The following is a 4,263-nucleotide window of genomic DNA, read 5'->3' as shown; positions in this document are numbered from 1 at the left end:
GAGAGGGGGCCGGCCTTCATCGGAATCAGAACCTCGGGAGGGGGGATGCCTCCAACAGCACTCCCCCATGGTCGCGGATGGGCCTTGCGAAGTCAAAGCAACGCGCCGCCCCGCGCCGAGATTTCACAAGGGCCGCGAAGCCCTCATCGCACCTCGAGCACGAAGGACTGGGAGGGCGCTCCTGGAAGCCCCACGGGCTCGGCCAGCACCGGATCCAATTCGTTGGGCACACGCCAGGTCTGACCCGTGGACTGCAGCAGGGTGACGCTGTAGCGCCCCGGGGGAACGGCGGCCAGCGGAGCGGGCGCGGCGGGATCACGCGCGTCCACCGCCTGGGCCCGGATGGCCACGGTGAGCTGCGGCACGAACACGGGCTGCGGGCGGGGCTTCCCCTGGTCGTCCAGCAGGACAGCGAGCAGCGGATCAGGCGCCAGGCCGGCCGCCAGCACCACCGCGTCCGGCTTGCCGTCCTTGCCGCCGTTGAGGCGCGCGTAGTCCACGCCCTCCGCGTCCACCATGCCGTTGCGGTCCAGGTCGTTCTCGTCCACGAGGCCCGCCGCGCCCGCCAGCTTGCGCACCACCACGCGCGGCCAGAAGTCCGGCACGCCGTCGCCGTTGGCGTCGTCGGGGATGCCGTCGCGGTTGGCGTCCACCAACTGCACCCAGAAGCCCGGAGGCCGCTGGTCCACCACGCCGGTGAACTGCTGCGGCGTGAGTGTCAGCACCTTCGTGGGGGTGGTGGAGGGGTCGAAGTCGCGCGACTCCGCGACCTGGAAGGCGGGCCGGTCGAACGGAACGGTGGCGGTGCTCCCGAAGGACACGGAGATACCGGTGAGCGGCTGGGGCCAGCCGTCCGCGTCCGTCGTCACCTCCAGGATGCGCGCGACGCCGTTGGCCGGGTCCACGCTGCCGCCGCCCACGTCGCCCGCGTTGGGCTCGCCAGTGACGCCGTAGAAGGGGTTGAAGTCGGGCACGTGGCACGGCTGCGGAATCAGCCGGCAGGTGTCCGCGTCGATGAAGCCGCGCAAGAGGTAGCGGCCGGGCGCCACGAGGCTCAGCGCGAACGGCGCGGTGAACGGGCCGGTGCTGGTGTCGGAGAGCGACGCGCCGAACAGCTCCGCGGCGGGGATGACGGTGAAGGCCAGGGGACGGCCGGAGCCCTGCGGCGGGGGCAGGGCGTCCGCGCTGTAGAGGAACACGATCGCGTTGCCCCGGGCGGCCGACTGCACGACGAGGCTGCCCTCGATGCGCGCGGCGCGCGTGTTCTGCCGGCCGTCCGCGGTGGGCAGCACCTCCGGGGACTCGCAGCCCAGCGCGAGGAGCGATGCGAACGTGACGGCGGCGAGCCCGCGGAAGAAGGGGGACGAAGGGGCGCGCTTCATGGGGTCACCGTGAGGGTGGCGAACACGCGCCGCTCGATGCGGTTGCCGAAGGGGTGTTCCGAGTGGCCGCCGCCGAGCTGGCTGCCCATCAGCGCCACGGAGGCGAAGTCCTTCACCACGTCGTAGCCCACGCGGGCGTTGACGACGGTGTACGCGGGGAGGTTGTTGGCCAGCAGGTCCACGCGCGTGGGGTCGGTGGCGGCGGGCTCGCGCTCCACCCAGGTGGTGGCGGTCGTGAAGGCCGCGTCGACGCCGAACTCCAGGTCCTTGCGCGTGCGGTACGTGATGCCGCCGAACAGCCGGAAGCCCGGCGCCTGGCTGCACGGGCCGCACTGGCCCTCTTCCGGCAGGTCGGAGCTGACGTGCTGGTACGCGGCGCTCGCCTTGATGCCCAGGCCGTCGATGGGGGACAGGTTGATGCCCGCCTCCACGCCGCGCGCGGTGTAGATGGCGTTCTCGTTGGTGAACAGCGAGCGGCCCACCAGGTAGCTGCCGCTGCCGCTGTCGTAGGACTCGCCCGCGGGCAGCCGCTGCACGGGGGACAGGCCGATGAGGTCCTTCACCGTGTTCTGGTAGAGGGCCACGTCCCAGTCCAGGCCCAGCCGGGGGGACTCCCCGCGCCAGCCCAGCTCCAGCGCGTTGAGGCGCTCCGGCCGCAGCTCCCGGTTGCCGGTGGTCAGCACGCTGACGCCGTTGACGCCCGGCACGGGCACGGGCAGCCGCGTGTAGCTCTCCAGGAACGTGGGCTCGCGGAAGGCGGTGGCGACGGACGCGCGGAAGGCATGGCCCTCCATGGGCTGGAAGACGGCGGACAGGCGCGGCGACTGCGCGATGCCCGGCTGGCCCTTGTCGAGCAGCGGGTGGCGGTCCACGCGGTAGCTGACCACGAGGCGCAGGGGCTGCACGATGCGCCACTCGTCCTGGATGAAGGCGGCCGCGTGGAACTCCTCGCGCAGGTTGCCGTCCAGGTAGCCGAAGGCCACGCGCTTGAGGCGGCCCTCCACGCCGATGTTCACCTGGTGCTCGCCCGCGAGCTCGAAGCCGCGCGCGTACAGCGCCTCGCCGTTGAAGACGTTGGAGGCGATGTTGGTGACGAGCGAGCGCTGCCCGATGGCCTCGTACTGCGGCCCCGCGGTGCCGGACAGGTGGTTCCAGAAGGCCTTGAGCTTCACCGCCCCCAGCTCCACGTCACCCTTGGCGTACGCGCCCAGGGCGTCCATGGAGTAGTTGCGCAGGAGGCCCAGCGGATAGATTTCGGTGTTGTAGCGGTGCACGCCGCCGGACAGGCCGACCGACCGGTCTTCGGAGAACGTGTAGACGGTGGACAGGTTGCCGCGGGCGCCGCGCGTGCCCAGGTCGGGGTCCTCATCCCGGAGGGCGAAGTCAGGACGGCCGCTCGCGTAGTCGCGGCTCCACTTGTCCTCCTGCCGGTAGGCGGCGGACGCGCGGTAGCGCAGGGCGCCGTTCTGGCCGTGGCTGACGAAGGAGCCCTGCACGGTGTTGCCGCCCCCCGCCATGGCGCTGAAGCGCGCGCGCCGGCCGGTGCCGGGGGCCTGGGTGATGATGTTGATGACGCCCAGCATCGCGTTGGCGCCGTAGAGCGCGCTGCCCGGACCGCGGATGACCTCGATGCGGTCGATCTCCTCCAGGCCGATGGGCAGCCCCGCCCACACGGTGAGGCCGATGAAGTCCTGGTACTCCGTGCGGCCGTCCACCAGCACCAGCACCTTGTTGGACAGCCGCTGGTTGAAGCCGCGCAGGCTGACGTTGGCGCTGCCCACGCCCAGGGCCATCACGTCCGCGCCGGGCACGCGGCGCAAGAGCTCCGGCAGCGTGGTGGCACCCGACAGGCGGATGTCCTCCGACGTGATGACGGTGGTGGCGTTGGGCGCCTCCAGCGAGGACTGGGCGCGGCGGCTCGCCGTCACCACGCGCTCCTCGTACGGCACGAAGCCCTGGTCGCCGGAGGTGTCGCCCTGCGCGCCGCCGGAGGTGTCCGCGTCGTTGGACGCGGGCGTGTTGGCCGGGGCCTGCGGCTGCGGGGCCGCGTTGGCGGTGAGCGACTCGGCGCGGTTGACGGCCTTCTCCAGCCGCTCCATGAGCGTGGCCAGCTGCTGCTGGGCCTGGATGCTCGTGGGGGGCGGCGGGGGCATGGGCAGGTTGGAGCCCGGCGTCCCCGGCGTGGTGCCGGGCGGGGGCGCTTCCGCGGAGGCGGCCTGCTGCGTGGCCTCCAGCCGCGTCACCTGGGCCTGCACGCTGGCGGCGTCCGGCGGGTTGGAGGCGAGGTAGCGCTTGAAGGCGTCCAGCGCCTCCGCCAGCCGGCCCGCGTCCTGGTACGCCCGCGCGATGTTGTAGAGCACGCTGGGGTGGGGCTTGATCTTGTAGGCCTCTTCCAGCTCGGCGATGCCTTCATCGAACTGCTTCTGCTCGATGAGGTTCATGCCATTGCGGAAGTGGCGGCGCGCTTCCAGGCGGGCGTCCGCCAGGGCCTCGGTCGCGCAAAGACACAGCGCGAGGAGCGCCCCACGTCGAAAGACTGTCGGGATGGTCACTGGTACGGATCGTCCTTGTACGCGGAACCGGGAGCCTTCGGCTTCGGTCCCTGCTTCTTGATGCGCGGCAACTGCGGCAACTTCATGGACGCGGGGACGGTACTGCCGGGCTCACCCGCGAAGGTCTTGCTGACGGTCTGGTAGCCCTCCAGCGCGAACGTCAGCTCCAGCGACGCCAGCCCCGAGTCATCCGGGGTGCGTTCAATCTCCAGCGGCGTCTTGCCCCGCACGCGCCCGTTGATGGTGACCTCCGCGCCCACGGGCTCGCTCTCCACGCGGAAGCGCACCACCCGGGGCGCGGCCGGAGGCGGCGTCGCGGGCACGGCGGC

At 71.9% G+C, this 4,263-nt stretch carries 3 protein-coding genes; all 3 read right to left on the bottom strand.

Translation table 11 applies throughout. The annotated features are described in order from the left end of the window. Window positions 1–143 precede the first annotated feature (143 nt). Window positions 144–1,382 (bottom strand): hypothetical protein, encoded by a 1,239-nt coding sequence (locus D7V93_RS39120; protein ID WP_120648152.1) that lies wholly within the window; start codon window positions 1,380–1,382, stop codon window positions 144–146. Continuing rightward, window positions 1,379–3,934: a TonB-dependent receptor domain-containing protein gene (locus D7V93_RS39115; protein ID WP_120648151.1), complete on the bottom strand. Its 2,556-nt coding sequence runs from the start codon at window positions 3,932–3,934 to the stop codon at window positions 1,379–1,381. The genes D7V93_RS39120 and D7V93_RS39115 overlap by 4 nt, the downstream gene beginning before the upstream one ends. Further along, window positions 3,931–4,263, bottom strand: a 333-nt coding sequence (locus D7V93_RS39110; protein ID WP_120648150.1) for a PEGA domain-containing protein, incomplete at its 5' end; no start/stop codon positions are given. The genes D7V93_RS39115 and D7V93_RS39110, both read right to left, overlap by 4 nt.

Origin of the sequence: Corallococcus llansteffanensis (assembly GCF_003612055.1) — a bacterium.
GTDB classification, from domain to species: Bacteria; Myxococcota; Myxococcia; order Myxococcales; family Myxococcaceae; genus Corallococcus; species Corallococcus llansteffanensis.
Note: the sequence above shows the minus strand (reverse complement) of the source record. Positions and strands in the feature narration are given on the sequence as shown.

Excerpts from the sequence above, each read along its gene's own strand:
- D7V93_RS39120 (WP_120648152.1), bottom strand. The coding sequence starts at position 1,382 with ATGAAGCGCGCCCCTTCGTCCCCCTTCTTCCGCGGGCTCGCCGCCGTC.